Origin of the sequence: Streptomyces sp. NPDC048196, from assembly GCF_040652715.1 — a bacterium.
Classification (GTDB): Bacteria; Actinomycetota; Actinomycetes; order Streptomycetales; family Streptomycetaceae; genus Streptomyces; species Streptomyces siderophoricus.
On record NZ_JBEZMM010000038.1, the window covers coordinates 53,332 to 78,369 of the forward strand.

Here is a 25,038-nt window from a genome sequence, read left to right on the forward strand (position 1 = left end):
TGGCGGGTGGAGCAGCGGCGTGGTGCAGCGGGAACGGAGGTGGAGCAAGCGCGTTCCATGGTGGCATCGCGGCGGCCGCGGGGGACGGCCGCCGGACGGGCCGGCCAGGCTGCCGGCGCATTGGTGGTGCGCGGAGCGGCTCCGGTCGTTACCCTTGACTCAGTCAACGGTGAGGTGGTCCACGATGACAACCGAAGCACCCTCCAACGCCCGGTCCGGCAGCGCGCCGGAGGGCGACGCCGCGGCGTCCGATCCCGGCGCCGACGTCCGTGAGCTGCGCAGGTTCAACCGCTTCTACACCAACCTGATAGGCGCGCTCGACTACGGTCGGCACCTCTACACCCCGTTCACCCTCACCGAGGCGCGGGTGCTCTACGAACTCGCCCACCAGGAGCGGGTGGATGCGGCGGATCTGCGTGCCTCGCTGTCCCTGGACGCCGGGTATCTCAGCCGGCTGCTCGGCAAGTTCGAGGAGCGGGAGCTGATCAGCCGCGGCAGGTCCGCGCAGGACCCGCGCCGCCAGCGGATCACGCTCACCGGGAACGGCCGGGAGGCGGCCGGGCTGCTGGAGGAGCGCTCCCAGGAGGCCGCGGGCTCCCTGCTCCGGCACCTTCCGGCGGCGGACCGGGCCCGCCTGGCGGACGCGATGCGGACCATCCGCGCCCTGCTCGGCGACGACCCGGCGGCCACCGGCGAGGCACCTCCGGCCTCCTCCCCCACGGTCACCCTGCGCACCGCCCGCCCCGGTGACCTCGGCTGGATGGTCGAGCGGAACGCCGCGCTCTACGCCGCCGAGTACGGCTTCGACCTGAGCTACGAGGCGCTGGTCGCCCGGATCGTCGCGGAGTACGCCGAGGCGTTCGACCCGCGGTGGGACCGCACCTGGGTGGCGGAGCTGGACGGCGCCAGGGCCGGTGCGGTGATGTGCGTACGGGACGGCCGGCCGGGCGTGGCCCGGTTGCGGCTGCTGCTGGTGGAGCCGTCCGCGCGGGGCCACGGCCTCGGGCGGCAACTCGTCGGCGCCTGTGTCGATTTCGCGCGGGACGCCGGGTACGAGGAGATGGTGCTGTGGACGAATTCCGTCCTCGGCGCGGCCCGCCGGATCTACCGGCGGGCCGGCTTCGAGCTGGTCTCGGAGACGCCGCACCACAGCTTCGGGCAGGACCTGGTCGGCCAGGACTGGCGGCTGTCGCTGCGCGGGGCGGGCACGTAGGACGACCACGGAGGAGAGGAGCGCGGGCATGACCGGAACGGACGGCACGCAGGGCACGGGCGACGAGGGCGGGCCGGGCGGCACCCCGCCGGCCGGGGCTCCGGGCCGGGCGGCGGCGCCGCCCTTGCGCCTGGCGTTCTCCACGCTCGGGGTGCCGGGCATGCCGGTCGCCGACGTGGTGCGGCTGGCTGCCGGGGCCGGCTATCAGGGGGTGGAGCTGCGGGCCCATCCGGAGGAGCCGGTGCATCCGCTGATCGGGGCGCGGGAGCGGGCCGCGGTGCGCGCGGAGTTCGCGGCGGCCGGGGTGGAGATCCTCTCCGTCGCCGGATACGCCCGGGTCGCGGCCGAGCGGGACGCGGCGGGCGAGGAGGAGCTGGCGCACGAGCTGTCCGAGCTGGTGCTGCTCGCCGCGGACCTGGGGGCGCCGTATGTGCGGGTGTTCCCCGGCGGCGGGGAGCGGCCGGCGGAGGAGGCGGACGCGGATGCCGCCCGGCGGCTCGCCGCGGTGGCGCCGCTCGCGGCCGAGCGGGGCGTCCGGGTGCTGCTGGAGACCCATGACTCGCACGGCACCGGCGCGGCCGCCGCGCGGGTGCTGGGCCTGGTCGGGCACCGCAGCGTCGGCGCGCTGTGGGACGTGCTGCACACCTGGCGCGGTGGTGAGCGGCCCGTCGACACCCGGGCGGCACTTGCTCCGTATCTGGGCTATGTGCAGGTCAAGGACGTGGTGTCGGCGGCGGATCCGCGTCCGGTGCCGCTCGGTGCGGGCGCCCTGCCGCTGGCGTCCGCGCTGGCCGCGCTCGGTCCGGAGCCGGCGGCGGCGCACGGTCCGGTGCCCGCGCCGGAGGGCGGTTTCGGCCTGGGCGCGGGCGGCTGGCTGTGCTGGGAGTACGAGAAGCGCTGGTTCCCCGAGACGCCCGAGCTGCCCGGGTTGCTGGCCGCGGGCCGGGAGCATCTGCGGTGGCTGCTCGACGGGGTGGCGGCCGGTGCCGCGGCGGGCGACGCCGTCGGCGTGTCTCCCGCGGTCCCTCCCACACCCCCGGCCGGCGTGCAAGAGGAGGGCGGCACCCCCGACCGGAGTGATTGACCGACAATAGTTTTCCGGCTATCCGTGTCTCCTTGGAAGTTTCCTTCAACGAGTCCTGTACGAGGTCGAGGAAGCCCTCCGGAAGGAGCGCGGATGCACTCCAGACGTACCGTTCTGACCACCGCGGCCGGTGCCGTCGCCGCCTGTGCGGCGGGTGCCGGGCCCGCCGTGGCGGCGCCGGTCACCGGCCGCCGGCCCGCCCCCGATGCCGCCGCCCGGGACCGGCTGCGCCGCCTGATCGCCCGGATGACCCCACAGGAGAAGGTCGGCCAGCTCTTCGTGATGCGGGTCTACGGCGAATCGGCGACCGACCCCGCCCCGGCCGACGTGGCCGCCAACCAGAAGGAGATCGGGGTCGCCAACGCGGCGGAGCTGATCGCGAAGTACCACGTCGGCGGCATCATCTACTTCGGCTGGGCGCACAACACCCGTGAGCCGCACCAGATCGCCGAGCTGTCCAACGGCATCCAGAAGGCCGCGGCCGCCCAGCGCGTGCCCGTACCGGTGCTGATCTCCACGGACCAGGAGCACGGCATAGTGGCCCGGGTCGGCGCGCCCGCGACGCTGTTCCCCGGCGCGATGGCGCTCGGCGCCGGCGGCTCCCGCGACGACGCCCGTACGGCGGGCCGGATCGCCGGGCAGGAGCTGGCCGCCATGGGCATCCGGCAGGACTACGCGCCGGACGCGGACGTGAACGTCAACCCGGCCAACCCGGTCATCGGAGTACGGTCCTTCGGCGCCGATCCGCAGGCGGTGGCCCGTATGGTCGGCGGGCAGGTGAGGGGCTATCAGGACGGCGGGGTGGCCGCCTGCGCCAAGCACTTCCCCGGCCACGGCGACACCGATACCGACAGCCATGTGGGGCTGCCGTACATCCACCACACCGCCGAGGAGTGGGAGCGGCTGGACGCGCCGCCGTTCAAGGCGGCGATCGCCGCCGGGATCGACTCGATCATGACGGCGCACATCGTCGTGCCGGCGTTCGACGCGAGCGAGGACCCGGCGACGCTGTCCCGGCCGATCCTCACCGGCCTGCTGCGCGAACGCCTCGGCTACGACGGGGTGGTGGTGACGGACTCGCTGGGCATGGAGGGCGTACGGAAGAAGTACGGCGACGCCCGGGTGCCGGTCCTCGCGCTGAAGGCCGGTGTGGACCAGCTGCTGAACCCGCCGGACCTGTCGGTGGCGCACGGCGCCGTCCTGACGGCACTGCGGGACGGGGAACTGTCCGAGCACGACCTCGACGCGAAGCTGCTGCGGATCCTGCTGCTGAAGGAGCGGCGGGGGCTGTTCGACGACCCGTACACCAGCCGGGGCGAGGTGGACCGGGTCGTCGGGACGCGGGGCCATCTGGCGGCCGCGGACCGGATCGCGGACCGTACGACGACGCTGCTGCGCAATGACGCCGGGGTGCTGCCGCTGTCCCGCCGGCGGGAACGGCGGGTGCTGGTGGTGGGCGTCGACCCGGCCGCGCCCTCGGGCACCGGTGGCCCACCGACCACGGTCCTGGCGCGGGCCCTGGACGAGCTGGGTTTCACGGCCACCGCGCAGTCGACCGGCATGTCGCCGACGTCCGCGCAGATCGACGCGGCGGTGGCGGCGCTGGGCGAGCGGGACGCGGTGGTGGTGGCCACGTACAACGTGACCGCCGGCTCGTCGCAGCGGAAGCTGGTCGAGGCACTGCTGGCCACCGGGAAGCCGGTGGTGCAGCTGGCGGTGCGCAATCCGTACGACATCGCGCAGCTGGCCGGCGTCAAGGCGGCGCTGGCGAGCTATTCGTGGACGGACGTGGAGCTGCGGGCGGCGGCCCGGGTGATCGCCGGGCGGCGGGATCCGGTGGGCCGGCTGCCGGTGGCGATAATGCGCGCCGACGTCCCGGACAAGGCGCTGTACCAGATCGGGCACGGCCTGTCGTACTGAGCCGGTGCGGGTGCGGCGCGCTCCCCGTGGTCGCGGGGAGCGCGCCGGCCGGTCGGCCCGTCAGCCGGTGAGCCGGTCCGCCCGTCAGGGGCGGAGCATCGGCATCCGGCGGGTCTCCTGCTTGTCCAGCTTCTTGTTGTCCGGGGCCAGCGGGGCCGGAGTGCTGCCCGCGGGCGCCGGCACACCGGCCCAGGCGAGGAGTTCGGCGGTGGCCTTGGTGCGGTCGGCGTCCTTCAGCTTGGCGATGTTGGAGCCGTGGTTGCCGCCCGGCACGGTGAAGACGTACGAGTCACGGGAGCCCTTGCCGAGCTCGAAGTGCTCCGAACTCCACGGGTCGTACTGGCCGTTGACGAACATCATCCGCCGGGCGTGGTGGCGCACCCAGCGGTCGACGTCGGGCATCGCGCGCTTGTCGAAGCGCATCGGGATGTCCTTCGGCACGAAGGTGCGGGAGTTGTTGATGCCGGGGTACTTCAGCAGGCCGGCCAGGTTCGGGTAGCCGTAGCCGGGCTCGCCGAGCTGGGTGCCCGCCTGGTAGTAGTACGGCAGGTAGGGCTCCATGCCCTGGTCGGTATAGCTGTCGAAGCCGCCGACCTTGTCCATCCACTTCCACAGCTCGTCCGTGGAGGCGGTGGGCTTGGGGATCTCGGCGCAGGCGGTCTCGGCGGGCTGGTACTGCCAGAACCCGAACACCAGGTCCGTGACCATGACTTCGTAGGCCCGGTCGGCGCTGCCGGTGTTCGTGAAGGTCTGCTTCTCCTTGGCGGCCCAGTCCTGGAAGCGCTTGACCATCTCCCCGCGGCGCAGCAGGGCCTCGCGTTCGACGGCGGCGAGGTCGGCGCGGCACTGGGCGGTGCCGACGTGCTGGAAGAACCGGTCGTAGGCGGAGTCCTCGTCGTTGTTGACGTCGTTGGGCGCGACGTAGGCGACGGTGCCGTTCATGTCGTGCGGGAAGAAGCGGCGGTAGTAGGTGGCGGTCATGCCGCCCTTGCTGCCGCCGGTGGCGATCCAGTTCTTGCCGTAGATGCGGTGCAGCGCCCGGAAGATGCGGTGCTGGTCGGTGGCGGCCTGCCGGATGTCGAGCTTCTTCCAGTCGGTGGGCGTGGGCCGCGACGGGGTGAAGTACCGGTATTCCAGGGAGACCTGGTTGCCGTCGATGATCTTCGTGGGTTCGCTGCGGGACGGCGTGGTGCTGACGTTGTAGCCGGAGGTGAAGAACACCGTCGGGCGGTCCACGGACTTGTGCAGCACGGTCAGTCGCTGCTGGAAGGTCCCCTTGGACGGGTGTTCGTGGTCGATCGGCTGGGTGTAGTTCAGGACGAAGTACCGGTAGCCGTCGACCGGCTTCTCCTCGACGAGGCTCATGCCCGGTATCGCGAGGATCCGGTCCTTGATGTCCTTGGTCGTCGGCTCGGCGGCGGTGGCCGCTCCCGCCTGGGCGCTGCCGGCTGTGGCCGTGCCTATGAGCACGGCGAGCGACAGCAGCCATCTGGTGGCCTTGCGCATGCACCCTCCCCTTGGGATTGCAAAGGTCGGGCTGAACCTATCTGCGCACCGGGGGCACCACCAGCCCCCGGGGGCCGTCCGGGGGCCGGCGGCCGGGCGGCGGGGGCGCGGAAGGGAGCAGGGCGGCGGCCGGGCCACGGAGGCCCAGGGGGTACGGCGGCCGGGCCGCGTCGGGACCGGCCGCCGCGTACGGAGCGTCAGGCCACCAGCTCCTCCTCGCCCTCGCCGGTGAACGTGCGCCACAGCTCGGCGTAGCGGCCGTCGCGGGCGAGGAGTTGGTCGTGGCTGCCGTCCTCGGCTATTCGGCCGCGGTCCAGGACCACGACCCGGTCGGCGCGGGCGGCGGTGGTCAGGCGGTGCGCCACGACCAGGGTGGTGCGGCGGCCGACGAGGCGGTCGGTGGCCTGGTTGACGACGGCCTCGGTGGCGAGGTCGAGGGCGGCGGTGGCCTCGTCGAGCAACAGCACGTCCGGGTCGACGAGTTCGGCGCGGGCCAGCGCGAGCAGCTGGCGCTGGCCGGCGGAGAGGTTGCGGCCGCGTTCGGCGACCTCGTGGAGGTAGCCGCCCTCCAGGGTGGCGATCATGGCGTGCGCGCCGACGGCGCGGGCGGCGGCCTCGACCTCGGCGTCGGTGGCGTCGGGGCGGCCGTAGGCGATGGCGTCGCGGACCGTGCCGGCGAAGAGGTAGGGCTCCTGGGGGACGACGCCGAGGCGGCGGCGGTAGCCGGTCAGGTCCAGCTCGCGCAGGTCGGTGCCGTCGACGCGGACCGCGCCCGAGGTCGGGTCGTAGAACCGCGCGACCAGCTTGACCAGGGTGGACTTGCCGGCGCCGGTCTCGCCGACGAAGGCCACGGTCTGGCCCGCGGGGACGGTGAGGCTGACCCCGGCCAGCGCGGGGGTCTCCCCCGTGCCGTACCGGAAGTGGACGTCGTCGAAGGTGAGCTCACCGCGCAGCGCGGGCACCTCCCGGGGGCGCTCGGCAACGGGGGTGGAAGTCGGCTCGCGCAGCAGTTCCTGGATGCGGCCCAGCGAGACGGACGCCTGCTGGTAGCCGTCGAAGACCTGGGAGAGCTGCTGGACGGGGGCGAAGAACAGGTCGATGTAGAGCAGGTAGGCGACCAGCGCGCCGGCGGTCAGGGTGTTCGCGCTCACCCGGTCGGCGCCGACGATCAGGACCAGCGCCGCCGCAACGGACGACAGCAGCTGCACGAAGGGGAAGTAGATCGATATCAGGAACTGGCCGTGGACCCGGGCCCGGCGGTAGGCGTCGCTGCGGGCCGCGAACCGCGCGGCGCCGCTGTGCTCACGGCGGAACGCCTGGACGATCCGCAGGCCGGCGACGCTCTCCTGGAGGTCGGCGTTGACGCTGCTGATCCGCTCGCGGGCGAGTTCGTACGCCTTGACGCTCTGCTTGCGGAAGAAGTACGTGCCGATGACCAGGGGCGGGAGGGTGGCGAAGACGACCAGGGCCAGCTGGAGGTCGATGGCCAGCAGGGCGATGAGGATGCCGAAGAAGGTCAGCATCGAGACCAGGGCGGTGACCAGCCCGGTCTGCAGGAATGTCGACAAGGCGTCAATGTCGGTGGTCATCCTGGTCATGATCTTGCCGGTCAGCTCGCGCTCGTAGTAGTCGAGCCCGAGGCGCTGCAGCTGCGCGAAGATCTTCAGGCGGAGGGAGTACAGCACCCGCTCGCCGGTGCGGCCGGTCATGCGGTTGCCGCCGAACTGGGCGGCCCACTGGGCGAGTACCACGACGAGGGCGAGCACCGCGGCCGTCCACACACCGGCCAGCACCCCGCGGCGGACGCCCTCGTCGATGCCCTGCCGGATCAGGACGGGCAGCAGCAGCCCGGCGACGGCGTCGACGGCGACCAGGGCCAGGGCGACGGCCAGCGGGGCGCCGAAGCCGTGCAGCAGCCGGCGCAGGCCGTAGGAGCGCTCGGGGCGGACGGCCCGGTCCTCGTCTATGTCCGGGGTGTCTGTGGCCGGCGGGAGCGCGGCGACCTGGTCGAGCAGGGTGGGGGTCGCGGGGCCGGCGGTCGCGGCGGCCATTCCGGGGCCGGTGGCGGCCGCCGCGCGGGGCACCACCCCGGCCGCGCCGGCCTCGGCGTCCTGTTCGCGGCGGACCCACAGCTCGGGGGTGATCTCGGGGGTGACGGTGTCGTCGGCCGGCTCTGCGCTCTCCGGTCCGGCGCTCTCCGGTACGTCGGTACCGGGTGCGTACGCGTACTCCAGCAGCCCGCTCGCCGCGAATTCGCCGTCGAAGGCGCCGGCCAGCTCGCCCGCCGGATCCCGCTCGACGCCGCCCAGCTCCTCCGGGTCGGTCAGCAGCGCGCGGTAGAGCGGACATCGCTCCGCCAGCTCCTCCTGGGTGCCGACGTCGACCAGCCGCCCGCCGTCGAGGACGGCGACCCGGTCGGCGAGCGCCAGGGTGGAGGCGCGGTGCGCGATGAGCAGGGTGGTCCGGCCCGCCATGACGCCGCGCAGCGCCTCGTGGATCTCGTGCTCGACGCGGGCGTCGACGGCGGAGGTGGCGTCGTCGAGGACCAGCAGGCGGGGGTCGGTGAGGATCGCGCGGGCCAGGGCGATGCGCTGCCGCTGGCCGCCGGAGAGGGTCAGCCCCTGCTCGCCGACCTCGGTGTCGTAGCCGTGGGGGAGCTCGGAGATGAAGCCGTCGGCCTGCGCGGCGCGGGCCGCCGCGCGGATCTCGGCGTCGGTGGCGCCCGGATTGCCGTAGGCGATGTTGTCGCGGATCGAGTCGGAGAACAGGAAGCTGTGCTCGGGGACCAGGCCGATGGCGGCGCGCAGCGAGGCGAGGGTGAGGTCGCGGACGTCGTGGCCGCCGACCAGGACGCGGCCGGCGGAGACGTCGTAGAAGCGGGGCAGCAGCAGCGAGACGGTGGATTTGCCGCTGCCGGACGTGCCGACCACGGCGACCGTCTCGCCGGGCTCGATGCGCAGGGAGAAGCCGTCGAGGACCGGGCGGGCGCCGTCGCCCGTGCCGTAGCCGAAGGTGACCTCGTCGAACTCGACGGTGGCGGGGGCGTCGGCGGGCAGCTCATGGGCGTCCGGCCGTTCCGTCAGCGCCGGTTCGGTGTCGATGAGCTCGTAGACCCGCTCGACGCCGGCCCGGGCCTGCTGTCCGACGGTCAGCATCATCGCGAGCATCCGGACCGGTCCGACCAGCTGCGCGAGGTAGGTGGAGAACGCGACGAAGGTGCCGAGGGTGACCTGGCCGCGGGTGGCCATCCAGCCGCCGAGGGCCAGCATCGCGACCTGGCCGAGCGCGGGGACGGCTTGCAGGGCGGGGGTGTAGCGGGCGTTGAGGCGGACCGTGCGCAGCCGGCCGGCGAACAGCTTGCGGCCGGCCTCGCGGAGCTTGCCGGTCTCCTGCTCCTCCTGCCCGAAGCCCTTGACGACCCGGACGCCGGAGACCGCGCCGTCCACGACCCCGGCGACCGCGGCCGCCTGGCCCTGGGCGTACCAGGTGGCGGGGAAGAGCCGGGAGCGGCTGCGCTTGGCGATGAACCACAGGGCGGGCGCGACGGCCAGCGCGATGACCGTGAGCAGCGGGGAGAGCACCGCCATCACGACCAGCGAGATCACGAAGAGCAGAACGCTTCCGATCATCATCGGAAGCATGAACAGCAGGCTCTGGATCAGCTGGAGGTCGCTGGTGGCGCGGCCGACGACCTGCCCGGTGCTCAGCTCGTCCTGACGGCGGCCGTCGAGCCGGGATATCGCGCCGTACATACGGGTGCGCAGGTCGTGCTGGATGTCCAGGGCGAGGCGTCCGCCGTAGAAGCGGCGGAGGTAGGTGAGGACGTAGACGACCACGGCGGCGGCGATCAGCAGGCTCGCCCAGGGGGCGAGGGCCCGCCGGTGGCTGACGATGACGTCGTCGATGATCAGCTTCGGTACGAGCGGGACCAGCGCCATCACCGCCATCCCGGCCAGCGACGACCCTAGGGCGAGCAGCACGTCCTTGCGGTACTGCCAGCAATCCCTGGTCAACCGCCGTGCCCAGCCGGCCCCTGCCGTATCCGTGTCCGTGTCCGTCCCCGCCACCCGGTGCCTCCCGCGCCTCGACGTCTACCGCAAGGCACCAACACCGCCCGGTATGAATTTCATCCCGCTGCAACAATCCGACGGTTGCGGACCGGATCGTGCGCCGTGCGCAGCACGCCGTGCGCCGGCCGGCCCAGGGGGACCGGCGGGCGCACGGCGTGCTCACCGGGAGCGGCGATCGGGCGGGGTGATCAGTTCACCCGCTGCACGGTCAGCTCCGAGATGCCCGGGTGCGGCCGGGGCTTCCCGTCGGCCGCCGGCGTCCGGTCGCCGTGCACCGTGACCCGGACGTACCGGACCGGGCCGTGGCCGGCCGAACCGGCCGCCGTCCAGTGCCTGCCGTCCCGCGACACCTGGACGAGGAAGGACTTCGGACGGGCCGAGGTCCAGTGCGGAGCGATCTTCCCGATCCGGGTGGCCCGGCCGAGGTCGACGGTGAGGGTGCCGTCCGCCGCGTTCGGCACCCAGCCGGTGGTGGCGTTGCCGTCCACCGCGCCGACCGCGTACATGCCGGGCTCCTCGGAGGTGGCGGTCGCCGGGGTGCAGCGGGCGGCGTTCGTGGTGGCGGCCAGGTCGGGCCGGCGGGTCTTGAGGACGGCCGGGACGCCGCGGCTGACGATCTGCTCGCCCTGGGGCGACTCGATTCGCATCGGCGCACCCGAGGTCAGCCGCACGGTGGTCTGGTGCGCGCCGATGGCGATGTCGTAGGTCCGTCCCTGCCAGTGCAGACCGCGCAGGGTGACGCCGTCGGCGAGCTGCGGCGGCAGCAGCGGGTCGAGGTGCACCCGGTCCTCGCGCAGCCGCAGTCCGGTCAGGCCGTTGGTGAAGGTCTGCAGGAAGCCGCCCTTGCCGGTGAGGAAGTCCTGTGCGGGCCGGCCGGCGTGCGGGTCGTCGGCGCCGGCCTTGTTGCCGCGCGCCTCGGAGAACTGCGCGAACGGGCCGCGCACGAACGGCTTGATGGAGCGGAGCAGGTAGGTGTACGTGGAGCAGCCGGCCTCGCCGATGCCCGCCGCGTCGATGGCGTGCACCGAGTCGGTCATGGCCGGGCCGTCCGGGTCGGTGTGCGCGGCGTAGAAGTCCAGCGTGCGGGCCGCCCGGGCCTGCGACATCGGCCATTCCAGCGGGTACATCAGCAGCACGGTGTCGGCCTGCTTGATGGTGGTCCCCTTGTAGCCGGCGTACTGCTCGAAGACCTTCTTCTTCGCGTCGTAGGGGATGCGCAGCTTGTCGGCGATGGTGTTCCAGGAGGCCGGCGCGTGCTCGCCGAGGACGGCGGCGATCCGGGTGGCGTGGCGCAGGGCGGTGGCGGCGCCGGCGTTGGTGAAGACGCCGTCGTTGACGCCGTTGCTGTACTCGTCGGGCCCGGCGACGTTCTTGATCGAGTAGCTGCCGTCGGCGTTGCGGGTGGCCCGGGAGGCCCAGAACTGGGCGATGCCCTTCAGGACCGGCCAGCCGCGCGAGCGCAGCCAGGCGGTGTCCTTGGTGGCGAGGTAGTACTGCCAGGTGGCCAGGGAGATGTCACCCATCAGGTGGTTCTGGGTCTTGCAGTGCGGCGGGTCCCAGCTGTGGCACTCGTTCCACAGGTCGCCCTTGCTGCCGCTGGTCCAGGCGTAGAACAGCCCGTCGTAGCCGAGCTTGCGGGCGTTCTCGCGGGCGCCGGCGCGGGTCTTGTAGCGGTAGTCGACGATCGACTTCGCGAGGTCGGGGTGGGTGGCGAGCAGGCCCGGGTACATCCAGGTCTCGGCGTCCCAGAAGATCTCACCGGCGTAGTTGTCGCTGGTCAGGCCGGTGGGGCCGATGCTGTTGCGGCTGCCGGCGCGGACGCTGGACAGCAGGCCGTACTGCGCCGAGCGCACCCAGGTCTGCAGGTCGTGCTGCCCCTTGACCTCGATGTCGCTGCGCCACAGCTGCCGCCAGGCGGCGGTGTGCCGGGCGAAGAGCTCCTGCCAGCCGCGGCTCGCGGCCCGCCGGGAGGCCGCGTCGGCGGCGGCGCGCGGGTGGCGGGAGGTCAGCGCGGTGTCCACGCCGACGTACTTGGCCAGTTCGTACGAGCGGCCGCTGCGGACCTGGAAGGTCAGCTGCTGGCGGTTGCTGAGGGAGGCGGTCCGGCCGGATTGCGGGGCCCCGCTGGGCGCGGTGGCCCGGACGCCGGGGCCGGGGCGCAGGGTGGAGGCCACCGCGCCCTCGGTGCGGGTGCCGTCCGTGCGGAAGCCGACGTCCATGGTCCCGCCGGCGGCGTCCTTGGAGGCGGAGGGTGTGCCGGAGGCCGTCATCCGGCGGGCGCCGCGGCCGTCGAGGGCGTCGGTGACGGTGGCGGCGCCGCTCCAGTGGGGCGTCATGCGCAGCCGCACCGCGCCGGTGTGCGCGTCGGTGCGGTCGGTGAGCACGTCGTAGACCAGGTCGGTGCGGCGGCCGTCGGCGGCCGTCCAGGTCAGCGAGGTGCGGACGAAGCCGCAGCGCAGCGAGAGGGACTGGCGGTAGTGCGAGATCCGGCCGGGTGCGGTGGCCGAGGAGAAGGTGTCGGGGTGGGCGCCGCCGGTGCCGACGTTCAGCGTGGTCCAGGTGGGGAGCGCGGCGATGGCCTGGCGGCCCTGGACGTCCTTGGGGCCCTTGGCGTACAGCCCGGAGACGAAGGAGCCGTCGTAGGCGGGCGTCTTCAGGGGCCAGCCGGTCTGGCCGCCGGGGGCCGCGTAGCCGGTGCCGTTGGGCGGGACGCGCTGGCCGAGGTAACCGTTGCCGACGAAGGCGTGGTAGCTGTCCGCCGGGTCGATCTTGTCGGAGGTGGCGGTCCAGCCGTCGCCGTCGTGGCCGTTCAGGCAGGGCCCGTGCGGGCCCGCGGGCGGTTCCGGCGGCGGGCCCCCGGACGGGGCGGCGGCCGAGGCAGAGACCGGTGCGAGGACCGCGACCAGGGCGGCCGCGACGAGCGGCGCGAGGGTCTTGCGGGAGCGCCGGGCGGTGCGGCCCGGAGGCGGCCCGGCCGGGTCGCGGGAGGGCAGGCGGGCGGGGTGACGTGTCGAATCTTCCATGGTTCTCCGTCATCCATGAAGAGCCCGTGCCGCGGGTCCGCGCCACGGGCACCACGTGAACATCATCAGGCCCCCGCCATGTCGGCACCCTAAGCCGACTACCCCGTTCGGGTCACGGCCGCCTCGGGGCGAATTGCCGGCAAAGGACACCCATCCACCTCCCAGCCGCCCGCCATAGCGCGCCGATTGGTCAAAAGGCCCCAGGTACGGCACACTTTTAGACTGACCAGTCAGACCAAATGGGGAGGGGTTGTGAACACCACCCGCAAGGGGGCGGCGGTCCACGCCACGGGGATAGGAGTGCGGGGCCCACGCGGCTGGGCCTTCCGGGGCGTCGACATCACCGCCGAGCCGGGCTCGCTGATCGCCGTCGAGGGGCCCTCGGGCTCCGGGCGCACCTGCCTGCTGCTCGCCCTGACCGGCCGGATGCGGATCTCCGAGGGTTCGGCCACCGTCGCCGGCTTCCCGCTGCCGAAGCGGATGGGTACGGTCCGCGGCCGTACCGCGCTCGCCCACGTCCCGGGCGTCGCCGATCTGGAACCGGCGCTCACCGTCGGCGAACACCTCAAGGAACAGGCCCTGTTGGGCCGTCGACTCGCCAACTCCCCGGCACTGCCCTGGGGCAGGCGCCACAAGGAGGCCACCCGGGCCCGGATCGACGCCGCGCTGGCGGCCGCCGGACTCGACCCCGACACCCTCCCCAAGGGCCTGCGGACCTGTGTCCGCGACCTGGAACGGCTGGAGGCGCTGCGGCTGTCGATCGCGCTCGCGGTCATGCAGGACCCGCATCTGCTCGCCGTCGACGACGTCGACCTCAAGCTGTCCCCGGCCGAACGCGACCTGGCCTGGCAGCTGTTGCGGGACCTCGCGCTGGCCGGCATCACCGTGGTGGCGGCCGGCAGCGACGCCCCGGCGGACGCGCTGATCGTCCGCACCACGGCTGCGGCCACCGCACGGCCCGCGGGCCCCGCGCGGCCTGCCGACACCGCGCGGCCCGCGGGCCCCGCCCCGGCCCAGGCCGGCCCGAAGACCACCCCCCACACCACCGAGGAGGAAGCGGCGCATGCGTTCGCCGAAGCTGGCCGCGCTTGAGCTCAGGCGTTTCGGCCGGGGGAAGCTGCCCCGGATCGGGCTGGTCACCCTGATGCTGATCCCCCTGCTCTACGGGGCGCTCTACCTCTGCTCCTTCTGGGACCCCTACGCCCGCCTGGACAAGATCCCGGTGGCGCTGGTCAACGACGACCGGGGCGCCACCGCCGGCGGCAAGAAGATCACCGCCGGCGACGAACTGGCGAAGAACGTCAAGGACAGCAAGACCTTCGACTGGGAGGAGGTCAGCTCCGAGGACGCCGCCAAGGGCGTCGAGGACGGCACGTACTACCTCTCGCTGACCGTCCCGGCGGACTTCAGCAAGCGGATCGCCTCCAGCTCCGGCGACGACCCGCAGACCGGCGCCCTCCAGGTCCGGACGAACGACGCCAACAACTACGTCGTCGGCTCGATCTCCAAGACCGTCTTCTCCGAGATCCGCGCGAAGACCTCGGCGTCCTCGTCGCGGGCCATGCTCGACAAGATCTTCGTGTCGTTCTCGGACCTGCACGACCAGACCGCCAAGGCCGCCGACGGCGCCGGGAAGGTCGACGACGGCGTCGGCACGGCGAAGGAGAAGACCGGCGAACTGGCCGACGGGCTGGGCAAGCTGGACAAGGGCTCAGGCCAGGTCAGCAAGGGCGCCGGCCAGGTCAGCGACGGCACGACGACGGCCGCTTCCAAGGCCCGGCAGCTCAGCCAGGGCGCCGGTCAGGTCGCGGACGGCACCCAGCAGCTCGCCGAGAAGGTGCAGGGCGTCGCCAAGAAGGACCTGCCCTACCTCAGGGCGCACGGCAAGGAGATCGGCGAGAAGGCGCAGACGGTCGCCGACCTCACCCAGCGGCTCGACGAGGACCTCAGCAAGCTTCCGGGGGACTCCGCCCGGGCCGCCGGCCAGGCACGCAAGAACGCCGACGACGCGGCGGAGCTGTACCGCGAGCGCTGCGGCGTCGTCGCCACCGACCCCGCCTGCCCCAAGCTGAAGGCCATCGCGGCCGGCACCGCCGTCGCGGCCGACGCGGCGGAAAAGGTCAACGACACCATCGGTCGCACCGACTTCGGGCAGCTGCACACCAAGCTCCGTGATCTGCACCGGGTCGCCGTGTCCGTTGCCGACCAGGCACCGGGCATCGCCGACCGCGCGGACGCCGCGATCGAGAAGATCAACGCGCTCAACTCCGGTGCCCACCAGGTCTCCCAGGGCGCGGGGCTGCTCGCCGACGGCATCAACACCCTCGCCGACGGCGCCGGCAAGGTCGCCGACGGCGCCGGCAAGGTCCACAGCGGACTCGGCACCGCCGCCGACGGCGCCGAGAAGCTCACCGGCGGTCTGTTCAAGCTCAAGGACGGCACCAACGAGCTGGCCGACGGGCTGCACAGCGGCGTTGGCAAGATCCCCGACTACGACAAGAAGGACCGCGACGCCCGTACCGAGGTCATGTCCGACCCGGTCGCGCTGGCCGCCAAGTCGCTGCACAAGGCGCCCAATTACGGCACCGGCCTCGCGCCGTACTTCATCCCGCTGTCCCTCTGGGTCGGCGCGATGGTCGCGTTCATGCTGCTGCAGCCGCTGGGCAAGCGCGCGCTGGCCGCCGGCGCCCCGGGCTGGCGGATCGCGCTCGGCTCCTGGCTGCCGGCCTTCGCCATCGGCGTCGTCCAGGTGCTGGCCCTGATGGCCGTGCTCCACTGGGGCCTCGGTCTGGAGATGGCCCGCTCGGCCGCCACCATCGGCTTCCTGGTGCTGGCCACGGCCGCGTTCACCGCCATCATCCAGCTGCTGAGCGCCTTCTTCGGCCCGGCCGGCCGGGTGCTCACCCTGGTCGTGCTGATGCTCCAACTGACCTCGGCGGGCGGCACCTACCCGGTGCAGACCAGCCCCGGCTTCTTCGCCGCCCTGCACCCGTTCCTGCCGATGAGCTACGTCGTCGACGGGCTGCGCCGGCTGATCACCGGCGGCGACCTCGCCGTCGTACAGCAGGGCAGCGTGGTCCTCGCGGCCTTCACCCTCGGGGCCCTGGCCCTCACCGCCCTCGCGGCGCGCAGCCGCCAGGTCGTACGGATGAAGGACCTGCACCCGGAGCTCAGCCTCTAGGAAACCGGTCCTTCGACCGCCGGATGCGGTGCCGGTCCTCCGGCACCGCATCCGCGCGTTCGGGCCGGGCGGCCCCGCGTCAGGCCGGCAGGTGCGTCGGCGCGAACATCCGCAGCCGGGCCGGCAGGACGACCACCGAGGGGCCCGGGGCGGCGAGCGCCGCGGCCAGGTCCGCGCCCAGCCGCTCGGGGTCGGTACGGACCGCCGGGACGCCGAACGACTCGGCCAGGGCGACGAAGTCCGGGCGGCTCAGTTCGGTGCCGGTGGCCTCGCCGAAGGCGTCCGTCATGTACTCGCGCAGGATGCCGTAGCCGCCGTCGTCGACGATCAGCCAGGTCACCGGCAGGCCGTACTGGCGGGCGGTGGCCAGCTCGGCGATCGAGTACATGGCGCCGCCGTCCCCCGACACCGCCAGGACCGGCCGCCCCGGATCGCTGACGGCCACCCCCAGCGCCGCCGGGAAGCCGTACCCCAGACCGCCGGCGCCCTGCGCGGAATGCAGCGCGTTGGTACGCCGCGGATCGAAGGCGGACCAGGCCCAGTAGGCCAGGATCGTCATGTCCCAGCAGCTGACCGCCTCTTCGGGCAGCGCCTCCCGTACGGCGGCCAGCACCCGCTGCTCCAGGCCGAGGTCCTGGGCGGCGAGCCGGTCCCGTACCCGGGCGAGCACACCGGCCACCTCGGCCTCCGGCGACCCGTCCGCCCCGGGCGCGGGCGGCCCGACGGCCTCCGCGCCGGCGCCGGCCCCGGCCGTCTCCTCGACCAGCGCGGCCAGCGCCTGCCGGGCGTCCGCATGGATGCCCAGCGCGGCGTGGTTGGACTCCAGCTTGCCGAGGTCCGCCTCGATCTGGACGACCCGGCCGCGCGGCCGGAACGTGTGGTAGTTCGAGGAGAGTTCGCCCAGCCCCGACCCGACGACCAGCAGGGTGTCGGCGTCCTCCAGGAAGTCGGTGGTGTGCCGGTCCTCCAGCCAGGACCCCAGGGAGAGCGGGTGCTCCCACGGGAAGGCGCCCTTACCGCCGAAGGTCGTGACCACCGGCGCCCGCAGCCGCTCGGCCAGCGCCAGCAGCTCCGCCTCGGCCCCGGCCCGTACGACCCCGCCGCCGGCCAGGATCACCGGCCGGCGGGCCCCGGTCAGCCGCCCGGCGGCCGCACGGATCAGCTCCGGCCGGGGCGCGGGGACCCGCGGGGCCACGGCGAGCGCGTCCACCGGCGGCACGTCGACCGGCGCCAGCAGCACGTCCTGCGGGATCTCCAGCCAGACCGGACCGTGCGGCGCACTCAGCGCCGACTCCCAGGCGGCGGCCACCGCCGACGGGATCTGCGAGGCGGTGCGGACGGTGTGCACCGACTTGACCACATCGCGGAACGCGGCGCTCTGATCGGTGAGTTCATGCAGATAGCCGTGCCGGCCGCCGCCGATCCCGGCCAGCGGGACCTGGCTGCCGATCGCCAGCACGGCGGCGGAACCGGCCGCCGCCTCCTGCAGCGCGGGCAGCGTCATCAGCGCCCCGGGCCCGGTGGAGACCAGCAGCGGCGCGACCCCGTGCGTCGCCCGCGCGTAGGCGTCGGCGGCGAAGCCCGCGTTGTTCTCCACCCGGAGCCCCACGTACCGCAGGGCGGACCGGCGCAGCGCGTCGAACACCCCGAGCGCGTGCTGGCCCGGCAGCCCGAAGACGGTACGCGCACCGAGCGCGGCCAGCGACTCGACGACCAGGTCGCCGCCGGCGCGTGGGCGGTCCGTCGGCGACGGGGCGGGGGCGGGTGTGGTGGTGCTCATCGGCGGGTGACTCTCCGTCTGTTCCGGGATGTGGCGTCGTGGGAGGGGGGCCATCGTGGGAGGGGGATCCGTCGTGGGTGCGTCCCGTCGGGTGGCGCGGTGTCGGGTCAAGCGTCGGACGGGCTGGCTTGCAGCCGTGCCCGCCACACCGCGAGCACCGCCGCGTCCGTCGGCCGGGTGGCCAGGCTGACCGCCACGTAGGCCACGAGGGAGGCGAGCAGGCCGTAGTAGACGGGTTCGTTGGCGAGGATGCCGTAGCCCGCCATCAGGCCGATGACCGCGAGGCCGCCGACCGTCACCGAGGCCAGCGCGCCCTGCACCGTGCCGCGCTTCCACAGCAGCCCGCCGAGGATCGGGACCAGGAGCCCGCCGACGAGCAGGTTGTACGCCACCGTCAGGGCCTCGACGACGTCGTTCAGCGCGATGGCCGTGCCGATCACCGCGAGGCCCATGAGGAGGATGAAGACGCGGTTGCCCTTGACCTCGTCGTGCTCCTCGCCGGACGGCCGCACGGCCCCCCGCAGCCGCGACCAGATGTCGTTGTTGGCCACGGTCGCGCAGGCGATCAGCGCACCGGACGACGTCGACATCACGGCGGCCAGCGCGGCGGCGAGCACCAACCCCCGTACGCCGACCGGGAGTTCGTCCTTCACGATGGTCGCGAAGGCGTCGTCCGGGCTGCCCAGCTTCGGGTACAGCACCTTGGCCGCCGTACCGATGACGGCCCCGGCGAGGGCGTACGCGAGACAGTACGTACCCGCGACCGTGCCGCCCCACTTCGCCGTCCGGTCGCTGCGGGCCGTGAAGACCCGCTGCCAGATGTCCTGCCCGATGAGCATGCCGAACGTGTAGATCAGCACGTAGGTGAAGATCGTCTCGCCGCCGATGCCCAGCGGGTCGAAGTACGAGGTCGGAAGCTTGGCCTTCATCTCGGCGAAGCCGCCCGCCTTGACCACCGCGATGGGCAGGAGCAGGAGCAGCACGCCGATCGTCTTGACCACGAACTGCACCATGTCGGTGAGCGTGATCGACCACATGCCGCCGAGCGTCGAGTACGCGACGACGATCGAACCACCGAGGACGATCGCGGCGGTCCGGTTCAGGTCGAAGAGGACGTCGAAGATCGTGGCGTACGCGATCGTCGAGGTGACCGCGAGCATCAGCGTGTACGCCCACATGACGACACCCGAGATCACGCCGGCCCGGCCGCCGTAGCGCAGGTCCAGCATCTCGGAGACGGTGTAGACCTTCAGGCGGGCGATCCGCGCGGAGAAGAAGACCGACAGGGCGAGCAGTCCGAGGCCGATGGTGAAGACCATCCAGGCCCCGGAGAGGCCGTACTTGTAGCCGAGGCCGACGCCGCCGATGGTGGACGCGCCGCCGAGGACGATCGCGGCCATGGTCCCGGAGTACATCGCGGGCCCGAGGCGGCGCCCCGCGACCAGGAACTCGCTCTTCGACTTGGCGTGGCGCATGCCCCACCAGCCCATGGCCAGCATTCCGGCCAGATAGAGCACGATCACCGCATAGTCGACAGCCATGGGCCATCCCTTCCAGCTGTGCCGAGGGGAGAGGGGGTCTGGGGAGGGGGTGCAAGGGGGCGTGGGAAGAGAGGCGGGCGCGCACGGGGGAGGGCGGCCCGCCTCCCGGGACTCGTCCTGGAGGACTCACCTCGAAGGCTCGTCGTCCCGTGGACTCGTCTCGGGGGTTGACCCTAGGAGGCGGCGCGGCGACGCTGAAGTGTACGTTTCCTCCACTCACCGGCCGCCCCTGTGGAGGGTCCGCACATGCCGCCTTCTGTCCCGCCTCCGTCGGCCCGGGCGCCGCAACCGCCGTCCGGCCCCCCGTCGACCACCGCGCCGTCGACCCCGCCGGTGCCGCTGGCCGCGCTCCTCGCGCGGGCGGATCTCGGACTGCGCCAGCTCGCGGGGCCGCGGGAGGGCGTCGCTCTCCACTGGGTGCACACCTCCGAGATGGCCGATCCGGTGCCGTACCTCCTGGGCGGCGAGCTGCTGCTGACGGCGGGCGTGCACCTGGCGGAGGTGACCGCGGGGGCCGCGGACGAGGACGCGGACGCGGCCCTGGCCTCGTACCTCGACGGGTACGCGGCCCGCACGGTCGCGGCCGGCGCCGCGGCGCTCGGGTTCGGGATCGCGCCGGTGCACGAGGCGGTGCCGCCCGCGCTGGTGGCGGCCTGCGACCGGCACGGCCTGCCGCTGGTGGAGGTGCCGGCCGGTACCCCGTTCACGGCCGTGGAGAGCGCCGTGTGGCAGGCCGTCACGGAGGCCCGCCACCGGGAGCTGACCCGGATCGGCGAGGCGCAGCGCGCGCTGGCCGCGGCCGCCGCCCGGCCCGATCCGGCGCGCGCCGTGCTGCGCGCGCTGGCCCGCCATATCCACGGCTGGACGGCGCTGCTCGGCCCGGACGGCACGGAACACGGCTCCGCCGGGGCCCGCCCCACCGACCGGGTACGGGCCGCGGCCGAACGGCTCGCCCAGGTCGTCGGGGGCGGCGCGGTCGGGGGCGGCGTCCTCGGGAGCGGCGCCCCTGGGGGCGGCGAGGTTGCCGGGCGCGGGGTCAAAGAAGCTGGGGCCGGGGGCGGAGAGGCCGGGCCCGGGGGCGGGGTGCGGGCCGCGGCCGGCGGGCCGTCCTCCGCCACCGACGCGCTGCCGGGGACCCAGCTGTCCGCGTACGCGCTGACCGGGCGCGCCGCCGGGCGGGCGGCATGCGCGCTGGTGGTCGCCGCGGACCCGGACGATCCGCCCGCACACACCATCGCGGGCGTCGCCGCGGTGCTGCTGTCACTGATCACCGGCCCGGCCGCGGCCCGCGGTGCGGCCGACACCGGGCACTCCGTCGCCCTGGCCCACCTGCTCCTGGGCGCCCGGCCGGCCGACGTCGGCCCGCTGCTCGGCGCTCCCCTCTGGACCGTGGTGCACGCCGAGCGTCGCGGCGGAGCCGCCGCCCCGGAGGCGGACGCGGCCGCACTGGCCGCCGCACTGGCCGCCGCACTGGGCACCGCACTCGTGGCGCCGGAACCGGCGCGCGAGCCGACGTCGGGGCCGGCGTCGGGGCCGGTGCGGGAGCCGACGTCGGAGCCGGTGCGAGCGCCGGGCTCGGAACCGGTACGGGCGGCCTCGCAGCCGGTGCGGGAGCCGGTGTCGTCCGCGCGGCGGCTCCGGGCCCTGGTCCCGGCCGACCGGGAGATCGGCGCACAGCCCGGCTGGACCCTCGGCGTCAGCGCCCCGGCCCCGGTCGAAGAGCTGCCCGCCGCCGACCGGCACGCCGCCACCGCACTGCGCCGCGCGCTCGCCCACCGTTCCGCCCTCGTCCGCCGCCCCTCCCCCGACCGGCCCGGCCTCGCCGCCCTCGTGGACCCCGACGACGCCCACCGGCACGCCCACACCCTGCTCGCGCCGCTCGCCGCCTCCCCCGCCCTCGTCACCACGCTGCACACCTGGCTCTCCCTGCACGGCAGTTGGGACCGGACGGCGACCGCGCTGGGCATCCACCGCAACACCGTCCGCCAGCGCATCGCCCGTACCGCCACGCTCCTCGACACCGACCTGGACGACACGGACGTCCGCATGGAGCTGTGGTTCGCCCTGCGCTGCCTCGACCGCGCCGGCACGGAGACCGCGAGCGCCGGCCGTCCGGGGCCGTCCGCGGGCCGTCGGTGACAGCGTTGTGACAGTCAACTCCTTGAAGAAATAAGGGAGTCCAGGACTAGACTTTGCGCCACGTTGTCCTACATCTGTCGACGAGCGTGGGGAACGGGGGCCACAGATGGCCGGGGACGGACTGCAGGCGGACATCCCGACACTGAAGTCAGGGGGACGGGACTTCACCAACGTCGGACAGCGGTACCAGTCCGCCGTGGAGAAGCTCAAGAACACCCTGACCGGCCTGGAGGGTCAGGACACCCCGCCGTGGGGCGATGACGACATCGGCGAGAAGTTCGGCGTCGTCTACGAGGGCCTGCGCGACGGCATGTACGAGTCGATGGGCCATCTGGCCGCCAAGCTCCAGGAGATCGGCGGCGCGCTGAACACCATGGCCGACAACCACCAGGCCGACGAGGACTTCAACGACTCCCTGATGAAGCAGCACGTCGCCAACGCCGAGGCGCAGAGTCAGCTGATCAGCAACTTCAAGGCGCCCCAGACCTAGCGGGCGCGGGCCTCCGCGCCCTCCCGTTCCGCCAGCTCCTTCAGCTCCTTCAGCCCCTTCTCTGCACGCGCCGTCATCGCTCGACCGCTTCCACGTACGGGGGATTGCCGCCATGTCGCTCATGCTGCCGGACTGGCTGGAGTGGGTCCTCGAAATGCTCGGCTACGACTGGCCGACGGGTGACGAGGACAAGATGAACGAGTCCGCCAGCGCCTGGCGGGAGTTCGCCAATGCGGTCGAGCAGTTACAGTCCGAGGGCGTCACCGCCGCCGGCAACGTCCTCTCGGCGAACTCCGGCGACAGCATCGACGGCTTCAGCAAGACCTGGGAGAAGTTCTCCGGCAACGGCTCCGGCTACCTCGACGACGCGCGCACGGCGGCCGAGCTGATCGCCTTCGCGATGGACGCGGGGGCGGTGGTGATCGTCGGGATGAAAGTCGCGGTGATCGCCCAATTGGCGATCCTCGCTGCGGAAATCATCGCGGCACAGGCGGCGGCGCCCTTCACGCTGGGCCTGTCGGAGATCGGCGCGGCGGGCGCCACCCAGGCGACCAGATTGATCGTCCGGCGCATCCTCAAGGAAGCGCGGGAGGCGCTCGTCGAGGCGATCATGGAGACGGTCAAGGAGCCCGCCGTCTCCGCGCTGGAGGCCATGATCTCCGACGCCATCGCCCAGGGCATGAACATGAACTTCGGGGCCCAGCAGGGCTTCGACGTCGGCCGCAGCCTCAAGACGGGCGCGGACGCGGGCATCGACGCGGCCAAGAACTCCGGCCAGACCTTCACCGAGGCGCTGCGCGACGGCGCCGGCGCCCGCGCGGGCCACCACGCCCGCGGCGGCCTGGACCACGCCGCCGGACGCGGCGGGGACCATGACGGCGGTGGCGGCGAACACGGCGAACACGGAAGCGGCGACAGCGGAGGCAGTGGAGACAGCGGGAACAACGGCAGCGGGTCGGGGTCGTCGAACGAGTCGACGGACTCCGGGCGCGGGTCGGGATCCGGGGCTGAGTCCGGCAGTGGGTCCGGTTCCGCAACTGGGTCCGGTTCCGCAAGTGGATCCGGATCTGGTTCCGGATCGGATTCCGGGTCCGCGGGCGGGACGGGTACGGGCTCCGGGGCGGGGAGCGGCTCGGGTTCGGGGAGCGGCTCCGGCGGTTCCAACTCCGCTGGTGGCGGCGGAAGTTCAGGCCCCTCGCACAGCGACACGGGCCGTGGACCGGACTCCGGTTCGGGGTCGGAAACCCACTCGGGGTCGGATGCCCCGTCGGGGTCCGGCTCCGGTTCCAGGCCCGAGCCGGATTCCGGGTCCGGGTCCGGGTCCGGGTCCGGGTCCGGCAGTGATCCGTCCACGACACCCGAGAGCTCCGGACGCCCGGACGGCGACCACCCGGCCCCCCGGGCCCAGCCGCTGCCACCCCCGGACCAGCGCACCGCCTTCGACGAGGGCTACACCGGCGGCAACCACCACAACCCGTACGGAAGTTCCCCGACACCGGGGCCGGACAGTGGCCCCGCGCCGGGCTCCGGCCACACGCCCGACTCCGGCCCGGCCCCGGTCGCCGGCCACACCCCGGACGCGAGCCCCGCTCCCAGCCCCGGGCACACCCCGGACGCGAGCTCCACTCCCGGCCCCGGGCACACCCCGGACTCCGGCGCCGTAGGCCCCCACCCGACCTCGGATTCCGCCTCGGTGGGCACGCACCCCACCCCCGACGCGTCCCGGCCGCACCCCGGCCCGGACCCGATAGGTACACAGCCGACGCCGGGCCCGTCCCCCCACCCGGACGCGGCACCGCCCCACGACTCGGGACCGGCCCCGCACGCCACACCCGCGCCCGACTCCGGACCGGCGCCGCACTCCTCCCCCACACCCACCCCGACGCCCGACTCCGGGCCGTCGTCCGGCCCTGGCCCGGCCCCGGACCACGGGTCCCCAGGGCAGCCGGCCGCCGCGTCGCACGACGCCCCCGCCTCCAGTCCCGGTCCCTCCCCCGCGCCCCACTACAGCGACGGCGGCGGCACCCCCTCGCACGACGGGGGCGGGGACAGCTCCAACTCCGGTGCGGGCGGCGGCGGGCGTCCGACCGCGCCGCACGTCAGCGTGCCCTCGCAGGGCGGGGCGGTGCCGCACGCCCCGTCCGCCGGCCCGTCGCCCACCGGTCACCGCGACCCCACCCCCGGCGACCCCATGCCGCACGCCCGTGACGACGACACCACCGTCACCACCCAGTCCGCCGACACCCTGACCGCGCCGCCGCCCAACGCGGCGGCCGATCCCGGGGGCCACTCCGCCACCCCGCCCCAGCAGTCACCGCAGGGCGGCCCGCAGTCGCCGGGACCGGTGGTCGGCATGCCCACCACCATGCCCCCGCAGGCCGGCCCGGCGGCCCCGAACGCGGCCCCGCACACCACCACCCCGAGCGGTACCGGCCAGGCGACACCGAACACCGCACCCCCGCGCGGCTCCCACCCGCCCGCGGGCGTCCCGCGCACCACCCCGCCCAACCGCCGCCCGGACGGCACCCAGCCGGTCCACGACATCACCCAGCAGCGCCGCCCGGACCGCCCCGCCCACGACCCCCGGCTCGACGGGCCGCGCCGCCCGGACGACCCGCGTACGCCCTCCGGCGGGCGCCCCGACCCGCGTCAACAGCGCCCGGTCCCGTCCCAGCCGCGCCCCGACCCGACCCGCCCGGACACCACCAGGCCCGGCACCACCCGGCCCGACACCACGCGCCCGGACCCGACCCGCCCGGACCCCCGGCGCCCCGAACCGCAGCCTCAGCCGACCCGTACCGACCCGCCCCCCACCCCCGGCACTACGAACGACCACAACGGTCACCCGGCACCCGACAACCACCAGGACCCGAACGGCCCCCACGGCACCTCCCCCCACCACAACACCGACACCAACAGCAACAGCAACACCCACACCGCCACCGACCACCCCGACCCCGACCACGACCGCCCGCACGACGACACCCACAACGCCCCCCACGACGATCCGCCCGCCGCCTCCGACACCCGTAACCGCGAGCGCCCCGGCGGACTGGACGGCCCCACCGACGAGCACCAGCAACACGTCGAG

The 25,038-nt window shown here is 73.9% G+C and carries 12 protein-coding genes and 1 pseudogene; 8 read left to right on the forward strand and 5 right to left on the reverse strand.

Annotated features, from left to right (window positions below; translation table 11 throughout):
• Nucleotides 1-184 precede the first annotated feature (184 nt).
• From AB0E02_RS28900 to AB0E02_RS28910, 3 genes are all read left to right on the forward strand, one after another.
• Nucleotides 185-1,213, forward strand: a complete 1,029-nt coding sequence (locus AB0E02_RS28900) for a helix-turn-helix domain-containing GNAT family N-acetyltransferase (protein ID WP_362144320.1) — start codon at nt 185-187, stop codon at nt 1,211-1,213.
• Nucleotides 1,214-1,337: 124 nt separating this feature from the next.
• Entirely contained in the window at nt 1,338-2,297 is a 960-nt protein-coding gene (locus AB0E02_RS28905; RefSeq protein WP_362144354.1) for a sugar phosphate isomerase/epimerase, read from the forward strand.
• Nucleotides 2,298-2,390: 93 nt separating this feature from the next.
• Nucleotides 2,391-4,217, forward strand: a complete 1,827-nt coding sequence (locus tag AB0E02_RS28910) for a glycoside hydrolase family 3 protein (RefSeq protein WP_362144323.1) — start codon at nt 2,391-2,393, stop codon at nt 4,215-4,217.
• An 84-nt stretch (nt 4,218-4,301) separates the two neighbouring features.
• Here the strand turns inward: AB0E02_RS28910 and AB0E02_RS28915 are convergent, their stop codons facing one another.
• The 3 genes from AB0E02_RS28915 to AB0E02_RS28925 form a co-directional block, all read right to left on the reverse strand.
• A complete protein-coding gene (locus tag AB0E02_RS28915; protein WP_362144325.1) occupies nt 4,302-5,723 on the reverse strand; it encodes a S28 family serine protease in 1,422 nt (473 codons plus the stop codon).
• A gap of 197 nt (nt 5,724-5,920) precedes the next feature.
• Complete coding sequence (locus tag AB0E02_RS28920) at nt 5,921-9,790, reverse strand: ABC transporter ATP-binding protein (protein ID WP_362144328.1); 3,870 nt, start codon at nt 9,788-9,790, stop codon at nt 5,921-5,923.
• A 191-nt stretch (nt 9,791-9,981) separates the two neighbouring features.
• On the reverse strand, nt 9,982-12,816 hold the full coding sequence (locus AB0E02_RS28925) for a discoidin domain-containing protein (protein ID WP_362144331.1): 2,835 nt from the start codon (nt 12,814-12,816) through the stop codon (nt 9,982-9,984).
• A gap of 252 nt (nt 12,817-13,068) precedes the next feature.
• Here AB0E02_RS28925 and AB0E02_RS28930 point away from each other — a divergent pair, with 252 nt between their 5' ends.
• Together AB0E02_RS28930 and AB0E02_RS28935 are read left to right on the forward strand one after the other, a co-directional pair.
• Nucleotides 13,069-13,908: an ATP-binding cassette domain-containing protein gene (locus tag AB0E02_RS28930; protein WP_362144334.1), complete on the forward strand. Its 840-nt coding sequence runs from the start codon at nt 13,069-13,071 to the stop codon at nt 13,906-13,908.
• Nucleotides 13,880-15,997: a YhgE/Pip domain-containing protein gene (locus AB0E02_RS28935; protein WP_362144337.1), complete on the forward strand. Its 2,118-nt coding sequence runs from the start codon at nt 13,880-13,882 to the stop codon at nt 15,995-15,997. Before AB0E02_RS28930 ends, AB0E02_RS28935 begins: the two co-directional genes overlap by 29 nt.
• A gap of 79 nt (nt 15,998-16,076) precedes the next feature.
• Here the strand turns inward: AB0E02_RS28935 and AB0E02_RS28940 are convergent, their stop codons facing one another.
• Both AB0E02_RS28940 and AB0E02_RS28945 read right to left on the reverse strand, forming a co-directional pair.
• Nucleotides 16,077-17,777, reverse strand: a complete 1,701-nt coding sequence (locus AB0E02_RS28940; protein WP_362144339.1) for a thiamine pyrophosphate-binding protein — start codon at nt 17,775-17,777, stop codon at nt 16,077-16,079.
• A 107-nt stretch (nt 17,778-17,884) separates the two neighbouring features.
• Nucleotides 17,885-19,318, reverse strand: coding sequence for a sodium:solute symporter (locus AB0E02_RS28945; protein ID WP_362144341.1), 1,434 nt, complete (start codon nt 19,316-19,318; stop codon nt 17,885-17,887).
• Nucleotides 19,319-19,564: 246 nt separating this feature from the next.
• On the opposite strand from AB0E02_RS28945, the gene AB0E02_RS28950 reads away from it, so the two are divergent.
• The 3 genes and pseudogenes from AB0E02_RS28950 to AB0E02_RS28960 form a co-directional block, all read left to right on the forward strand.
• Nucleotides 19,565-21,457 (forward strand): helix-turn-helix domain-containing protein, encoded by a 1,893-nt coding sequence (locus AB0E02_RS28950; protein WP_362144344.1) that lies wholly within the window; start codon nt 19,565-19,567, stop codon nt 21,455-21,457.
• 106 nt (nt 21,458-21,563) lie between these two features.
• A complete protein-coding gene (locus AB0E02_RS28955; protein ID WP_030416789.1) occupies nt 21,564-21,947 on the forward strand; it encodes a hypothetical protein in 384 nt (127 codons plus the stop codon).
• A 112-nt stretch (nt 21,948-22,059) separates the two neighbouring features.
• A pseudogene (locus AB0E02_RS28960) lies at nt 22,060-25,038 on the forward strand (hypothetical protein); the annotation flags it as partial.

What these genes read in the sequence shown, in the direction of transcription:
- AB0E02_RS28955 (WP_030416789.1), top strand. Translation starts at nt 21,564, where the DNA reads ATGGCCGGGGACGGACTGCAGGCGGACATCCCGACACTGAAGTCAGGG.
- AB0E02_RS28925 (WP_362144331.1), bottom strand. Translation starts at nt 12,816, where the DNA reads ATGGAAGATTCGACACGTCACCCCGCCCGCCTGCCCTCCCGCGACCCG.
- AB0E02_RS28950 (WP_362144344.1), top strand. Translation starts at nt 19,565, where the DNA reads ATGCCGCCTTCTGTCCCGCCTCCGTCGGCCCGGGCGCCGCAACCGCCG.
- AB0E02_RS28915 (WP_362144325.1), bottom strand. Translation starts at nt 5,723, where the DNA reads ATGCGCAAGGCCACCAGATGGCTGCTGTCGCTCGCCGTGCTCATAGGC.
- AB0E02_RS28900 (WP_362144320.1), top strand. Translation starts at nt 185, where the DNA reads ATGACAACCGAAGCACCCTCCAACGCCCGGTCCGGCAGCGCGCCGGAG.
- AB0E02_RS28945 (WP_362144341.1), bottom strand. Translation starts at nt 19,318, where the DNA reads ATGGCTGTCGACTATGCGGTGATCGTGCTCTATCTGGCCGGAATGCTG.
- AB0E02_RS28935 (WP_362144337.1), top strand. Translation starts at nt 13,880, where the DNA reads ATGCGTTCGCCGAAGCTGGCCGCGCTTGAGCTCAGGCGTTTCGGCCGG.
- AB0E02_RS28940 (WP_362144339.1), bottom strand. Translation starts at nt 17,777, where the DNA reads ATGAGCACCACCACACCCGCCCCCGCCCCGTCGCCGACGGACCGCCCA.
- AB0E02_RS28910 (WP_362144323.1), top strand. Translation starts at nt 2,391, where the DNA reads ATGCACTCCAGACGTACCGTTCTGACCACCGCGGCCGGTGCCGTCGCC.